This is a genomic window from Pectinatus cerevisiiphilus (assembly GCF_004341685.1).
Taxonomy (GTDB): domain Bacteria; phylum Bacillota; class Negativicutes; order Selenomonadales; family Selenomonadaceae; genus Pectinatus; species Pectinatus cerevisiiphilus.
Window position 1 is genome coordinate 100,625 of sequence record NZ_SMAA01000002.1, and the last position, 14,471, is coordinate 115,095.

Consider the following 14,471-nt stretch of genomic DNA (forward strand, 5'->3'; position numbering starts at 1 on the left):
GAATATGAAACGAGGGAGCCTATAAAATAGGCTGAGAAAGGGCTGTGAGCACCTGACCTTTGACCTGATCGGGATAATGCCTGCGTAGGGAGTTTGTTTTTGAATGCGTAACGTCTATCCTGGTCAGGGTAGGCGTTTTATTTTTTTATGGGGTGATAGAATTTGCAGATTTTTATTAATGGAAAGAAGACGCAGCTGGAGGAGGGGACTTCACTTCAATCAGTGATGGAAAAAAAGGCAATGTCTGGCGGACGGGCTGTAGCTGAGCTGAATGAGCAGATAATTGCGAAGGAAGTCTGGCCGAAGACTGCACTGAAAGAAAATGATATGCTGGAAATTGTTACATTTATGGGAGGGGGTTCCAAATGATAAACAAATTAGAAGCCGATTCTTTGAAAATCGGCAAAGAAACTTTAAAGAGCAGACTTTTTATAGGTACCGGTAAGTTCTCCAATAATAAAAAAATGCCGGAAATTATTCATGCGGGGAATGCTTCTGTTGTAACGGTGGCTTTGAGAAGGGTAGACCAGAAATCGACAGAAGAAAATATTCTTGATAATATTCCCAAGGATGTTATTTTGATGCCTAATACATCAGGGGCCAGAACAGCCAAAGAAGCTATTCGGATAGCCCATTTAGCCAAAGCAATGGGTTGCGGCGATTGGATAAAAATAGAAGTTATTTCTGACAACCGCTATCTTTTGCCTGATAACCAGGAAACATTGCTGGCGACAGAAGCCTTGGTCAAAGAAGGCTTTACTGTACTGCCGTACATAAGTCCGGAATTGATGACGGCAAAACGGTTGGAAGATGCAGGCGCTGCTGCGGTAATGCCTTTTGCTGCACCAATAGGATCAAACAGGGGACTTAGGACGAAAGAACTGGTCCAAATATTAATTGACGAAATAGATGTGCCAATCATTGTTGACGCAGGGATAGGCAGACCATCTGAAGCTGCTGAATGTATGGAAATGGGGGCAGCAGCGGTCTTGGTAAATACAGCTGTGGCTACAGCAGGAAATCCGCTCAAAATGGCAGAAGCTTTTTCATTGGCCGTTGCGGCGGGAAGAACAGCATTTTTGGCGGGAACGGGACGCGTTTTGTCCGCAGGGGCAAGTGCGTCTTCACCACTTACAGGTTTTTTGCGTAAGGAGGAAGCATGATATGCCCGCTAAATCATATTTGGAAGAAAAGCAGCAGTATAATGGCTTAGATTTCGCTGATTTTTTTAAGAAAGTAACTGATGATGATATATTGCGGGTTTTGGTTAAAGATAAGATAACACGCATGGATTTTTTGAAGCTGCTTTCACCGATAGCACAAAAGCATTTGGAAGAAATGGCACAGCGGTCTCGCCGTGATACCATAAGAAATTTCGGTTATACTATGCAGCTGTTTACACCTATGTATATTGCCGATTATTGTGATAATTTTTGCGTGTATTGCGGATTTAACCATAATAATAATATCAACCGCCGCTGCCTGACGATGGATGAGATTGCTAAAGAAGCAGAAAATATCGCGCAAACAGGCTTGAAAAATATTTTGGTTCTGACGGGTGAATCAATCAAATATAGTCCAGTCGATTATATTTTGGAAGCAGTAAAGGTATTGCGGAAGTATTTTGACAGTGTATCTATCGAAGTTTATTCCTTTTCGCAAGAGGATTATGTACGTGCAGTAGAAGCTGGTGTAGATGGGATGACGATGTTCCAGGAATGCTATAATAAAGATATTTATCGTACGCTGCACCCGGGCGGGCCTAAGGCAAATTATGAATATCGGCTGGATGCGCCGGAACGCGCTTGTAAAGCAGGGCTGCGCAATGTGAATGTCGGTGCCTTGCTGGGTCTTAATGAATGGCGGGAAGAAGCATTCTTTACAGGCGTCCATGCGGATTATCTGCAACATAAATATAAGGATGTGGAAATTGCCGTTTCTACACCGAGGATGCGTCCTTGCTCAGCCGGTTATGCCCCACGTTCAATTGTAGAAGATATAGATTTGGTACAGTATATAACGGCACTGCGTATTTTCCTGCCGCGTGCAGGCCTTACCTTATCAACAAGAGAAAGACCGCAGATGAGAGATCATCTCGTGAAAATGGGAATTACAAAGATATCTGGCGGCGTGACAGTTGCTGCGGGTGGACATACCAAAGGCGACGATGACGGCCAGTTTGAGATATCTGATCCGCGCTCGGTAGCGCAGATGGCACAGATGCTTTATGCCGAAGGTTACCAGCCTGTCTATAAAGATTGGCAGACACTTATTTAATTAATCGTAAATATTTGCAGGAATATCCTGTCTGTATGCGAAATAGTTATATGATGCATGATTAGAGCATTCATCGTACAATGTACCCACACAGGAGGATATTTATGAATCTAAGAGCAGGCATGGAATCTTTTTTTAACACAGGAATTTATGGGATAACTGCTGAAAAGGTATCAAACGGACGTAATAATATTGAAGTGGTTCGTGAGATGCTGGATGGTGGTATTAAATTTATTCAGTATCGTGAAAAAGAAAAAGACGCCCTTTCTCGTTATGAAGAATGTCTTATTTTGCGTGATATGGTAAAACAGGCTGGCGGTGTTTTTATCATTGATGACTTTATAGATTTGGCGATAGCAGTCAATGCTGATGGAGTTCATATCGGGCAATCTGATCTGCCGCCGAATGTCGTTCGCAAAATGCTCGGCAATGGCAAGCTGATTGGTTTGTCCACTCATAGTGTGGAAGAATTGGATCGGGCAAATGAGCTAAAAAAATATATTGATTATATAGGGGTCGGACCTATACATGCAACACCCACTAAAAAGGAAGCTGTTCCAGTCGGTTTTAGTTACCTGGATTATGCAGTAAAAAATTCGCAGCTGCCGCTTGTTGCAATTGGCGGTATAAAAGAACATAATATTGATGAAATAATTGATGCAGGGGTTAAAACAGTAGCAGTAGTCAGTGATATTGTGGGAGCAGATAATATAAAGAATAAAGTGCAAAGACTGCGGAAAAAAATATTTCCCGATATTTTTTGAGTTTTGTATTTTATAACGAAAGACGGATTGCTGAGTTTGGGCAATCCGTCTTTCGTTATGGAAAAAGAAATTTCTGCCCATAATTGTAAAGTCAACGGAGGAATAATACATGCAAGCAGCTGTATCAGCAGAAAATATTGCTGTCGGGTATGATGATCGTATTATATTAAAAAATTTTAATGCAGAGATAGCCGCAGGCCAATTTGTTGGGATTATTGGATGTAATGGTTCGGGGAAAAGTACATTGCTGAAAGCATTGCGGGGACTGCATCCTGTAAAAACAGGCACAATAAGTTATTTCGGCCATGATATAGCTTCCTTAAGTGCCCGGCAGGCAGCCCAAATGGCAGCCTATATGCAGCAGAGCACGCATATAGAGTTTAATTATACAGGTAAAGAGGTCGTTTTATCGGGACGGTATCCGCATTTAAAATGGTGGCAAAGAGAAAACGCACAGGATGAAGAGCTGGTGCAGGCATGTATGGAATATACAGGAACAGGAAATTTACAGGATGTGCCTGTAAATGAAATTTCCGGCGGGCAAAGGCAGCGGATTTTTCTTGCAAAAATTTTAGCGCAGATGACACCTATCTTATTTATGGATGAACCTACGGCGGGGCTGGATATGGTTTATCAGGAAGAAATTTTCCGTTTTACAAAAGAACTGGCGCAAAATGGCAAGACCATATTGATGGTTGTACACGAGTTAAATTTGGCAGCCAGATATTGTGATAGAATATTATTGCTGGGAGAAGGGAAGTTGCTTGCTGATGGAGCTCCGGCAACTGTCTTTACAGAAGAAATACTGAGCCGTGCATATCATGCTGACGTACAGATTGTGAAAAATCCATTGACCAGTAATTTGGAAATCACTACGCGGACAAATATTACGATTGAAAAGAAGGGTGAGGCTCTCTTAAAGCAAATTTGCGGTCAAGGGCAATGACTGGTAAAATACTGCTAAAGAAAGTAGATTGACAATATATAAACTATATACTTTATAATTAAATAGAGATTAATATGAAAAATTTATTAAATTATTGTGCGATTGAATGGTACGAAGATGATCTGGTTAAAAATGGATTTACGTTGGATGAATATTTGCGAAAATATGATTTCGCTGGAATAGAACAATTCTTTTATAATACATATATCCCTATGTCACGCTATCAACATGATACTGTGGGTGGGCATTTGGCATATTGGGCATATTGGCTTGACCTCTGGGAAAATAATGTCGACAATATGAGAAGCCAATTTATAAGTGAACAGGAAAAATGTTCTTATTTTGGTGGTGCTAAAAATAAGGATGAGTGGCTGTCTGTAATCAGGGAAAATATTAATATCGCACTGTCGCAAAAACCGGAGTATCTGGTATGGCATGTTGCCGAATGCAATTTAGCGGATATATATACATTTTCCTTCAGGCATAGCGATGAAGAAATCGTTAAAGCAGCGGCAGAAGTCTTTAACTGCGTAGCTGATATTATTCCCGACAACGTGCTGGTGCTTTTTGAAAATTTGTGGTGGCCTGGATTGCGACTGCTGGATAAAAATGTTGTACATAAATTTTTTTCCCTTATAAAAAAGGCAAATGTCGGTATTATGCTTGATACTGGGCATTTGCTCAATACTAATGACCAACTTGAAAATGAACAACAGGCAATAGAATACATATTGATGAGACTTGACGCATTAGGTATGGAGGCAGAAAGAATAAAAGGAATCCATTTAAACTATTCTCTTTCTGGTGAATATCAGCGGTCTTTTAAACATCATATTCCGGAAAATATAGATGAAAAAATATTGACAGAACATGTTGTGGCTATAGACCAACATCGGCCTTTTACACAAAATGGAGTAAGAAGGATATTAGAAAAGATAAAACCGGAATATCTTGTACATGAACTCAACTATAAAGATTTTTCCCAATTGGATGAACTTTTGGCAGCACAATTGGCGGCATGTGGTTTATTTAATATTGAAGCATAATTTTTAGCAAAGAAGAGGAAATAACCGGTGGGACAAATACAAAAGACGAGAAAAATATTTTACATTTTGGCCGTAATAACGATATGCAGTTTTTTTATTGCAGGGTGTGCCCCAAAAACTGCGCCTGAAAAATCCGCACAAAGCGCATATTCGGTGGTTGATAGCCACGGGACAAAAGTCGATTTTGCCAAAAAGCCACAAAAAGTTATTACACTTTCTATGAGCACTGATGAAATTGTCCTGGGGTTGGTTAAACCAGACAAACTTATAGCCGTAAACTATCTTTTGGACGATCCGGTGAGTTCTAACATTCCAGAGCTTGCACAACAAATTCCGACAAAGATAAAAGATCCTTCTGCGGAAGAAATTTTTGCGATGAAACCGGATTTAGTAATAATTCCTGATTGGAATAATATTGAAATAGCTGATAATCTTCGAGATCTTGGCTTGAATGTTGTGATCGTGCCTGGGGCAAAAAATATTGATGAAGTAAAAACTTCAATACAGCTCATTGCAGATTCTTTAGGAGAACATGAAAAAGGAACAGCGCTTATTGCGCTTATGGATAATAAAATTAGTGAGATACAAGATAAAGTTGCCAAAATACCACAGGCAGATAGGAAGAAAGTTGTTATTCTTTCTCTTATGCCCGGTTATGGGGGAATCGGTTCCTCCTTTGATGACTTGTGCAAGTATGCGGGAGTTACAAATGGCATGGCTGAGGCCGGGCTGCAAAATGGGCAAGCGATTAGTAAAGAAGAATTGGTAAAGATTAATCCTGATGTTTTATTCTTGCCTAGTTATACAGACCACGATTCCATTGATGCAAAAGCACGCGATGAAAAATATCTTGATGATCCCGCTCTGCAAGTGATCAATGCGGTTAAAAATAATCAGCTTATTTATCCGCGTGAAGGGTATCTGTATTCTGTTTCGCAGAATATCGTTTTTGGTATCCAGGAGATCGATCGTTGCGTTTATGGTAGTGACTTTGATTTTCCTGATAAAACGCATTTATCTGTGGCTGAGTAAGATGATAAATAATATATATAAGTAAAAAAACTGCCTAAATGGCAGCTTTTTTTATGCTCTTTACACGCAGGATAATTTTGTTTATGTAGTGCTCAACGTCGTCAGTCACCCAATGGTTTTGCACAGGGGCAACAAAAATATTGCCTATTGGTTCGAGTCCGTTTACATGCATGAAGTTTTGCAGGATTGTCATTATTTTATGTATTTTTTGGTAATATGAACCTTGGAAAGAGAGTTTTAGATAAAGACCAGCTGGACGTATGTAAGTATTATCTACCGATAGCTTTGAGTCATTGTCATACACTGAATAGAAGGCAGCGGCTTTATTTGGCCTGTCGTTAAAAAATTCATTGCCGTCAACCATCCAGCCCACAGTTTTTTGTTTAAATTGGCCTTCGGAAAATACGTTGTAGACATGGCGCGCAATCATTTTTATTAAAGCCTTGTCTTTAATGTTTTTGCCTATAGGAGTCAGACATAGCGGCTTACTTGATTCATAAGTTAAAAAAATTTGATTTAGTATGACGTTATGTAATTGTTCTGTATTTTCCTTAACACGCAGTATATTTTGATGAAGCTTTTCCATAAAGGCGATTGTTGAAAGGCATTCTTCATCTTTTTCTGCAAGTAGTTTTATAAAAGTGTCAGGAGATTTGTTTGTTATGTATTCTTTAATTCTGGCGATGGGAATATCAAGCTTGCGTAGATTAAGTATAATTTCCAAAGTAAGATATTGGCTTATGGCATAATGCCTGTAACCGTTGCTGCTGATAAACGCTGGTTTTAAAAGGCCTATTTTGTCATAATATAAAAGTGTTTGTTTGGGAATTTTGTAGAGGCTTGATAACTCACCGCTTGTAAAGTAATCATTACAATTTTTGTCCATTATTACACCTACCAATGATTAAGTTATCATATTTTATGATAACTTGTTAGCTCAAAATATACAAGAATAGTGAAAGAAATAATTGACAATACATTTGCTATATAGTTTATCCTTTATAAGTATTTATAGTTTTTGGTTATGAAAGGATATGGTATACTGATCGGTATGCAGTGTAGCTTTTAAAAGCAATTGACAGTACAATAGGTATATAGTTTAAAATGGCAGTTTATTTGTACACATTAAATTTGCCTAAACGTTTCGAGGAGGTTTCAGATGCTGTCAAGCAGACATAATAAAAATATTTTTCTTCTGTTTCTCATTTTCTTTTTAATTGTAGTTTCTCTTATCTCATTGTCCTATGGACAAATAAATATACCGTTAAAGAATACTTTAGCAACAGTTTTATATCATTTGGGAATGTGGGATGGAGACAATGCATTTACTAAGGAACAGGATGCAGTTATTTGGTTTATCCGCATGCCGCGTGTATTGATTGGCATAATGGTAGGAGCTGGTTTGGGAATTTCAGGTGCAGTAATGCAGGGGCTCTTTAATAATCCTTTGGTCGATCCTGGGATTACTGGTGTTTCCGCAGGTGCAGCAGCAGGGGCAGTGCTGGCTATTGCATTAGGCTGGTCAGCGGAAAATATTTTAGTAATGCCAATGTTCGCGCTGGGGGGGAGTATTAGTGCGGTGTTTTTAACTGTTTTTCTGGCAATGCGCAGAGGAAAAATTCCGGTAATGACGCTGCTTTTAGCGGGCGTGGTTGTAGGGATGCTGCTGGGAGCGGTTACGGCAGGTATTTTGACAGTGATGAATGAACAAAAGCTGCAAAGTTATTTGTTTTGGATTATTGGTGGACTAGATTACAGGCGGTGGGAACATGTTTATATTGCGGTGCCGCCTATATTGACAGGCATTTTGATTATGTTGGCTGCCGCGCGGCATTTAAATGTATTGGCTATGGGAGAAACTGAGGCGCGAGCCGTAGGTATGGCAGTACTGCCGTTTCGCATGGGAATTATGTTAACGGCAGCAGCGGTTACAGCCGTATCAGTTTGTGTGAGCGGTAATATAGGTTTTGTAGGTTTAATTATACCGCATATGATGCGAATTCTACTTGGTCCGGATCATCGTCTGCTTTTGCCTGCCAGTGCTTTGGCCGGGGCGGTTTTTTTGGTGGGCTGCGATTTATTGGGGCGTGTGATAATTCCTCCGGCCGAAATACGTGTGGGGATTATGACGGCACTAATCGGTGCACCATATTTTTTGTATCTGCTGAGAAGGATGCAAAGAAATTTTTAGAGTGTATGGCTTGAAAATAGTTATTCAAAGTCGGTTTTGTGGATAATTATAACGAAAGCACCTGCCGTAGATGCAGGTGCTTTCGTCTTTTCATGAGTAACACACTTTTTTATCTATATGAAATATAAGTGGTAAGCAGTAGGAATACTATTTTAATAGTAGGATGTCAGCAGGTATGTTGCTGGAGTGGATCTGGACCGAAACGATTAGGCCCAGAAGTCCCTGGTTTTAGTAGTAATATAAAGCTTATAATAATATTAGCTATAGGAACCAATGACCACAGCATAAACCAGCCAGATTTATTTATATCATGGCAACGCCGAATTGACAGCATGATTTGTAAAACGGACGCGGGAATATAAATAAAAAAGTTAAGTATAGCATTATCTGCTACTAGGGCGAGGCAGCTAAAAGCAAATATAAAGAGCCCGCGTAAAATATACCGTTGGCGGTTTAACCGCCCTGAAATTTGGAAAAACATTTCTCTGAGCTGGGAGGATGTATTCATAGATGGGGCTGTCTTTGAAGAATCAACAACAGGTGGAGAATTTTGCGGAACAGAGCTGGATGGCTGTGATTGTACTGAAGTATTTAATGCAGCACCGCATTTTGGACAAAAATTAGCTGTATCCTTGATAGGAAAACCACATTGTGGACAAAAATTATTCATAAATGTTCCTTTTTTAAGATGTAATTATGATTTAGAGTTTAAGATTGTGGGCATTGGCATTATCATGTAGTGCTGACATTTCTGTTAATACGAGGTTTGCCATATCAACATTTTTTTGTTCATATAGATAACCTTGAAGATGAGATGGGTTACTGCCAACACCAGTAGTGAGTTTTCCGGGGATGACATTTCCGTTACTGTCTAATGTATATAATGCAAAAACAGGGATTGTATGTGTAGTGCCTGTCCAAGCACCAGCTTGTGAATCTTTATCATGTGTATCATTATCTATTGTCATTTTAAATAAAACATGGTTTAATGTTCCGCTATTACGTTTTTCTACAAAATTATATAAATCAAGTGTAGAATCTATAGCACCTATTCTGTCATTTTTAATATCCCATACTAAAAAACGATGTCCTTTTCCACCCACAATATTTAAACAACCTGTTGGATCATGCCCATATGACGTGGCTTCTACCGTACCAATAATACCTCTTGCCTTGAATTCTTGTTGAACGATATTTATAGGGTCTTGGCTTTGAGGTGTTTGGGGAGGCGTTGCTGTTGATGCTGCTGTTGTTTCTGTTGGTGCTGGTTCGCTATTATTTTCAGCTGAGGCGGGTCCTTTTGCGGAGAGGGCATGTATTGTATAGTAGGTTCCGCCACCGATACCGATAATGAGTATAGCGATTACAATACCGATTAGAGTTTTTTTATAGCGCGCTATGGTACCGGCTGGTTGAGTAACATTCATGTCTGTTGATGGGATTTTGGTTCCCTTATTAATGAGTAAGGGTGTACCGCAGGTAGGACAAAATTTTTCATCTTCTGTGATGGGAGTACCACATTTCTCACAAAATTTACTCATAATATTAGCTCCTTTGCAATGAGGAAAGACGATATGTTTAAAATCTTTATTGATGTGTGTAATGGAAAATATCTATATGGGATATAGTCGGGGATACTTATTCATTCACTTTATCTGATTGTATTTCAATAGTGATATCAGTAGGGTCCTTTTGTTCTACGATGCCTACACATGTTCCAGAAGCAGATACGAAATCTCCATTATTAATTTTATTGACTTGTGATACTTTTTCTTTATCAACATCGATGACGATAGAAAAATTTTTTCCTGCGGCATTACGGTTATAGATTTGTAATCCGTAGTCCTGGGCGTTGTCAAATTGCCCTTTGTGGCTAAGAGTGCCAGTTATTTCTACATGTTTACCTTTGTATTTCTTTTCGGCACTAGCCTGGTCTCGAATATAATCATTGGCCATGTCTGTTGCTTTGACAGAAATAGTCGATACTGGGGAACCCTTGCCCAAATAAGCAATAAGGCCTATGGAGAGGCAAATTACAGCTAAGACAATGAGAACGATTGTTATATATTTGTGTTTTACAGGACTGTTTTCCTTTTGCGTATAAGTGAAGTTGGGTGAAGAATTAGAAGTGCTTTGAGGTTGGGCAGACGGGGAAACTGCCTCTGGATGGATAGCTGCACCGCACTGCGTACAAAATTTGGTTCCTTCCGACAAAGTGGCATGACATGCCGGACATATTTCTATAACGGGTTGTTTAGTTCCACATTCAGTACAAAATGTAGCTTCATCGTGTAATAGAGCACCACAATGGGGACATTTTTTTGACATAAAAATCGCTCCTTTAATTTACAATGTGTATTTTATTCGAGGGGAATGTCTTAGTAAATAGAAAAATGAAAAATGCACTGAGGATTGTATAATTATCTTTTAGAGTGGTTTTTCCCCGATAATGCGGCGATTTCATAATCATCGGTGATTTTTCCGTAAGCGTGAGAAAATTGTGACTGCATTGACATGACGCGTTTATTTCTTATACTGTTATCTATATGGGAATATCCGGGGATGGGTATTTTCCTTTGTAAAGGGTATTTTTTATTTAATAGTATGAATGAGTTGCTTTTTGTGTTGAAGGGGGATTCATTCAGTGTACTAGGCGAAGTGTAAAGGATCAAATTCATCTTAAAATGTGTTCATCGTTCGTATATAACGTTTTTTAGTAATTATAATTAAGCTGATATTTACATTATACTAATTATTAAAGACATATTTTGTCATAAAACTAAAAATTTTTCATATAAAGTGTTTTTTTATAATACAATATAAAAATTAATGGTGGATGATGTTATTTAATTGATTATTAAAAAAATGCGTGATAAATTTTTGCCTTTTTACAAACGGGGAGTAGATAGACAAATATTGTCTGCTTGTTGTTCTATAATAATTTTATATTAAGTTAGAAAAGAGGATGATGAATATTTCGAAAAGTAGTCGCATATTAGAGTTGTATAAAATGCTTCAGATGGGACAAGTCGTCAATAAGCAAGAGATGGCAATTATTTATAAGGTAAGTGATCGGTCTATCCAGCGTGATTTGGATACCATTCGTAACTTTTTTTCTGACCAATGTGTAAAAAAAGGTGTTATACAGGAAGTTGAATATGATAAAAAATTAAATGGATATCATTTAATAACAGAGGATGTAGAATATCTCACGGAAGGTGAACTGCTGGCTATTTGTAAAATTTTAATTGAAAGCAGGGCTTTTTCTAAAGAGAAATTAAAATCTCTTTTGAATAAAATACTAAAAAGATGTATGACCATAAAGGATTGCAAGAAAATAGTTGACTATATAGCCAATGAACTGTTTGCTTATATAGATCCGAAACATGTTTCTGCTGATACGGAACGGCTTTGGGAAATAGCAGAAGCAATACAGCATAAACAAATTATAGAATTTACTTATGCTGGACTGAACCAGACAGAAGCTAAACTTCATAGAATAATGCCGGTAGGGATTTTGTTTTCGGAATATTATTTTTATATTATGGGCATTATTAATGATAGTGAAAAAAGAAAACATTTTCATTTAAAAGATGACCAATCCCCTACTATTTATCGAATAGATAGAATTAAATCTATTAACATCCTTAAAGAAACTTTTAAGATTGCTTATCGAAATAAATTTAAAGAGGGTGAATATAAGAATAGAACACAATATATGTTTGGTGGAAAAACACAGCGTATTCGGTTCCGGTATTTTGGAGCATCTATTGAAGCGGTTTTGGACAGGTTGCCTACGGCAACTGTTATAAAGGAAAAAGGAAGCCGCCATGTCATAGAGGCAGAGGTATTCGGGACAGGAATACTTATGTGGTTGTTAAGCCAAGGACGTAAGGTCGAAGTCTTATCACCACCGCAGCTGCGGACTGCTTGGGAAGAAGAGGCAAAAGCTATTGTGGCTATGGCGATGAAAGGAGCAAGCTGATAGTAGAGGGGAAGGAATGTGTTGAAATAGACATATAGATGTAAGATGAGAATGTGATTAGAATTGAAAAATTATGAGTATATACAGGAGCTTTAAACGAAAATCACATTCATATAATCTGATATGAAGCTGATTGTGTACAGGATTGTTGGTTAGTAAAGGAAAATAACGGGGAATCCCCATTTTTGTGAAATTTATGAAAAGGAATTCGATTTTTATGAAAAAATTATTAAAAATGTTTGTATTTGGTGTGTTTGTGATAGGATTGTTCTGCATACCATCTATGGCAGCAGCACAAGAAACTAGTTTTCTCACACCTAAAGGATATGATTATCTGCCCGGAGCCAATAAGAAGAATCAATTAAACACCACTTATGATGGTGAACAACTTAAATTTATCGAATATACTAGAGCTGGGTTATTGAAATTAATGAGTCGAGATAATAATAATGATTATTTATCGTTTACTAATTTTGATGGAAAGGATTATAATAGCGGAGTAACCTATGGCATTCGCAAAATTGAAACCATAAATCCTAAGATGACTTTTTTTGAAATCACAGCAAGTCGTGGAGCGCATGGTAAAAATTGTGGGTATTGGATTATTGGTAAACATAACGGGCAATGGGTAACATATATCTCTCTTGATAATTTGGCAGCTATGGGATATACATCTGGAAAATGGCATACTATACGGACCAATATTAATAGTGACGAAACAGGTCGACTGATTTTCATTAGCAGTCATACCTACATGCCGCCAGGGGCAAAATACGGATATCAAAGTCGTTCTGTTAACGATTTTAAAATACAATTATTCTGGGATCAGGATGCGCAATGGTTTGGTATGAAAAGTTTAGAAAATTTATCGTAATAGGGGTTTTAGCATTTTATGAGCAATAGTCGCAGCAAAGGGATGATCTACGATTCAGGACATTCTTTTAATCGGGATCATATTTTAGGGTTAGATGCGTTACGCACACTGGCAATTGTAGGCGTGACGCTGTTTCATATCTTTCCAGATGTAGTAAAGGGCGGTTACCTGGGAGTATCATTATTTTTCGTTCTTACAGGATATTTGCTTGCTTTTACAAGTAAAAAAGAATGGCAAGCCAAATCGTTTAGTCTTGTCAATTATTATTTAAAAAGGATTAAACGTATTTATCCATCGCTTCTTATTGTCATATTTACTACATTAGGCATTTATCATTTTTTTGCCACTGATGCAATTACAGGAATACGGGCAGAAGTAATTTCTATTGTATTGGGATATAACAACTGGTGGCAGATTGCGCAAAATGCGGATTATTTTACAAGGATTACAAATGCGTCACCATTTACACATTTGTGGTTTATGGGAATAGAATTACAATATTATTTAGTCTGGCCGATAATTTTTTTAGTATACATTTTAATTGTAAAAATACGAGGAAAATATGACGACGGTGTAATAGCAATTGCTCTTTTGGGGATAGCCGCTTCAATATTAATGCCCTTACTGTATCACGAAGGAGCAGATATAACACGCCTTTATTATGGTACAGACACTAGAGTATACGCTTTGTTTTTTGGCGCAGCGATGGGGTTATACAACAAGAACGAGCGAAATATAACAACACGTAGAGGTGGGCATGGCATATTTAAATGTGGCTTGTTCGTTTTTTTATTGATAGGTGTAATTACTGCTTATTATCTTATGGACGGACAGGATGCTTTTGTTTATCAAGGTGGAATGTTACTTGCGACGGTAGGATTTTGTGTTTTGCTCAGTATTGTGGCAGATCGTGGCATGAATATAGGAATTTATTTAGATACAGCAATTTTTCGCTGGATTGGTAAGAAAAGTTATGGAATTTTCCTTTGGCAGTATCCTGTTATCTATCTCTTTAACTATAAGGGGTGGAATAAATATCCTTTGTATGAAGTGATAGAAATAGCTGCGATAGTATTGCTGGCTATTTGGTCAGACGCTGTAGCTAAATTTATATTGAAACAAAAATTGCCTTATATCGGCAGACGGTTTGTTATTATCCAATGTGTTGTGTTTATGGTAATTACAGTAAGTGGTGTTAGCTTGATGGGCTACGGCTGTGAAGAAATTGTCGCGTCTGCTTTTAGTAGAGATGTTGATACCAAGTTACAAGATAAGCTTGCAGAAAATAAAGCAGACATGCAGGAGCAAAATGGATTAAGCAGTTAGATAGAACCTCAGGAACAACAAGATATATCA

General features: G+C 38.0%; 15 protein-coding genes and 1 riboswitch. Of the genes, 11 read left to right on the forward strand and 4 right to left on the reverse strand.

Translation table 11 applies throughout. From position 1 onward, the window contains the following. The first annotated feature begins 1 nt into the window (after position 1). Positions 2-108: riboswitch (TPP riboswitch) on the forward strand. Between the two features lie 54 nt (positions 109-162). From thiS to EDC37_RS01625, 7 genes are all read left to right on the forward strand, one after another. Beyond that, positions 163-369 carry a sulfur carrier protein ThiS gene (thiS, locus tag EDC37_RS01595; protein WP_132547248.1) on the forward strand — a complete coding sequence of 69 codons (207 nt, stop codon included), beginning with the start codon at positions 163-165 and terminating at the stop codon, positions 367-369. Next, positions 366-1,163, forward strand: a complete 798-nt coding sequence (locus EDC37_RS01600; protein ID WP_132547250.1) for a thiazole synthase — start codon at positions 366-368, stop codon at positions 1,161-1,163. Before thiS ends, EDC37_RS01600 begins: the two co-directional genes overlap by 4 nt. Position 1,164: 1 nt before the next feature. Continuing rightward, a complete protein-coding gene (gene thiH, locus EDC37_RS01605; RefSeq protein ID WP_132547252.1) occupies positions 1,165-2,277 on the forward strand; it encodes a 2-iminoacetate synthase ThiH in 1,113 nt (370 codons plus the stop codon). Positions 2,278-2,381: 104 nt separating this feature from the next. Next, complete coding sequence (gene thiE / locus EDC37_RS01610; protein WP_132547254.1) at positions 2,382-3,041, forward strand: thiamine phosphate synthase; 660 nt, start codon at positions 2,382-2,384, stop codon at positions 3,039-3,041. A 109-nt stretch (positions 3,042-3,150) separates the two neighbouring features. Then, entirely contained in the window at positions 3,151-3,987 is an 837-nt protein-coding gene (locus tag EDC37_RS01615) for an ABC transporter ATP-binding protein (RefSeq protein WP_132547256.1), read from the forward strand. Positions 3,988-4,061: 74 nt separating this feature from the next. Then, the gene (locus tag EDC37_RS01620) at positions 4,062-5,033 is read left to right on the forward strand and encodes a TIM barrel protein (protein ID WP_132547258.1); all 972 of its coding nucleotides are present in this window, start codon (positions 4,062-4,064) and stop codon (positions 5,031-5,033) included. A gap of 27 nt (positions 5,034-5,060) precedes the next feature. Continuing rightward, positions 5,061-6,065, forward strand: a complete 1,005-nt coding sequence (locus EDC37_RS01625) for an ABC transporter substrate-binding protein (RefSeq protein WP_243642152.1) — start codon at positions 5,061-5,063, stop codon at positions 6,063-6,065. 34 nt (positions 6,066-6,099) lie between these two features. Here the strand turns inward: EDC37_RS01625 and EDC37_RS01630 are convergent, their stop codons facing one another. Further along, complete coding sequence (locus EDC37_RS01630) at positions 6,100-6,951, reverse strand: MerR family transcriptional regulator (RefSeq protein WP_132547260.1); 852 nt, start codon at positions 6,949-6,951, stop codon at positions 6,100-6,102. A 273-nt stretch (positions 6,952-7,224) separates the two neighbouring features. Here EDC37_RS01630 and EDC37_RS01635 point away from each other — a divergent pair, with 273 nt between their 5' ends. Continuing rightward, positions 7,225-8,256 (forward strand): FecCD family ABC transporter permease, encoded by a 1,032-nt coding sequence (locus tag EDC37_RS01635; protein WP_132547262.1) that lies wholly within the window; start codon positions 7,225-7,227, stop codon positions 8,254-8,256. A gap of 166 nt (positions 8,257-8,422) precedes the next feature. On the opposite strand, the gene EDC37_RS01640 is transcribed toward EDC37_RS01635, so the two are convergent. From EDC37_RS01640 to EDC37_RS01650, 3 genes are all read right to left on the reverse strand, one after another. Beyond that, positions 8,423-8,926, reverse strand: coding sequence for a DUF805 domain-containing protein (locus EDC37_RS01640; protein ID WP_132547264.1), 504 nt, complete (start codon positions 8,924-8,926; stop codon positions 8,423-8,425). 31 nt (positions 8,927-8,957) lie between these two features. Continuing rightward, positions 8,958-9,797, reverse strand: a complete 840-nt coding sequence (locus tag EDC37_RS01645; RefSeq protein ID WP_132547266.1) for a zinc-ribbon domain-containing protein — start codon at positions 9,795-9,797, stop codon at positions 8,958-8,960. A 97-nt stretch (positions 9,798-9,894) separates the two neighbouring features. Continuing rightward, a complete protein-coding gene (locus EDC37_RS01650) occupies positions 9,895-10,584 on the reverse strand; it encodes a zinc-ribbon domain-containing protein (protein ID WP_132547268.1) in 690 nt (229 codons plus the stop codon). A 637-nt stretch (positions 10,585-11,221) separates the two neighbouring features. Between EDC37_RS01650 and EDC37_RS01655 the strand changes: the two genes are divergently transcribed. The 3 genes from EDC37_RS01655 (at position 11,222) to EDC37_RS01665 (ending at position 14,441) form a co-directional block, all read left to right on the forward strand. Beyond that, positions 11,222-12,241, forward strand: a complete 1,020-nt coding sequence (locus EDC37_RS01655) for a helix-turn-helix transcriptional regulator (RefSeq protein ID WP_132547270.1) — start codon at positions 11,222-11,224, stop codon at positions 12,239-12,241. 217 nt (positions 12,242-12,458) lie between these two features. Then, positions 12,459-13,115 carry a hypothetical protein gene (locus EDC37_RS01660; protein ID WP_132547272.1) on the forward strand — a complete coding sequence of 219 codons (657 nt, stop codon included), beginning with the start codon at positions 12,459-12,461 and terminating at the stop codon, positions 13,113-13,115. A gap of 18 nt (positions 13,116-13,133) precedes the next feature. Further along, positions 13,134-14,441 carry an acyltransferase family protein gene (locus EDC37_RS01665; RefSeq protein ID WP_231040152.1) on the forward strand — a complete coding sequence of 436 codons (1,308 nt, stop codon included), beginning with the start codon at positions 13,134-13,136 and terminating at the stop codon, positions 14,439-14,441. The last annotated feature ends 30 nt before the right edge of the window (positions 14,442-14,471 follow it).